Source organism: Rossellomorea aquimaris, assembly GCF_001877785.1.
Classification (GTDB): Bacteria; Bacillota; Bacilli; order Bacillales; family Bacillaceae_B; genus Rossellomorea; species Rossellomorea aquimaris_A.
This window is the reverse complement of sequence record NZ_MINN01000153.1, coordinates 1-452: the sequence shown is the minus strand read 5'-3', so window position 1 is coordinate 452 and position 452 is coordinate 1. Positions and strand designations below refer to the sequence as shown.

Annotated in this window: 2 pseudogenes; one reads left to right on the top strand and one right to left on the bottom strand. The window is 46.5% G+C overall.

From position 1 onward, the window contains the following. Positions 1–228 (top strand): annotated as a pseudogene (locus BHE18_RS23485) (hypothetical protein); the annotation flags it as partial. Here the strand turns inward: BHE18_RS23485 and BHE18_RS23395 are convergent. Further along, a pseudogene (locus tag BHE18_RS23395) lies at positions 217–452 on the bottom strand (5'-3' exonuclease); the annotation flags it as partial. The pseudogenes BHE18_RS23485 and BHE18_RS23395 sit on opposite strands and share 12 nt — an antisense overlap.

Below are 452 nucleotides of genomic sequence, written 5' to 3'. Positions count from 1 at the left end.
GTGAAATTCGATCGTTATTTCTCATTGCGCTGGCGACAACAAACGACTTTCGCCTATCACTGGGTGCCGTTGATTGGCTATGAAGAAACCGAGGACGATTTGCTGCTGTATGTCCACGACAATGGACAAAAAAACCGCCCGAGCAATTTACGGGCGGTGTCGTTCCGGAAGAACCGAAGTGTTTTGAGTTTTATTCGGATTTCTCCGGTGCAACGATCAAATGAATGATTTTTCCAGGAGCCTTGCGAGCAAGCGGAATTCCCGCTCGTCGCAAATCCTCACCAAATCAGAAGAGTATTCCGGCACTGCAATTTCCTCGAGTGCCACATCTAGCTGGAGGTCATCTTTGATGACCGCCAGTTTTTTTGATAATGCGAGCATATCCTGATGTTCTTCGATTTTCTTTTTCTGTGCTGGTTTTAATTCTTCGAGATGAGCCAACACACCCTCAA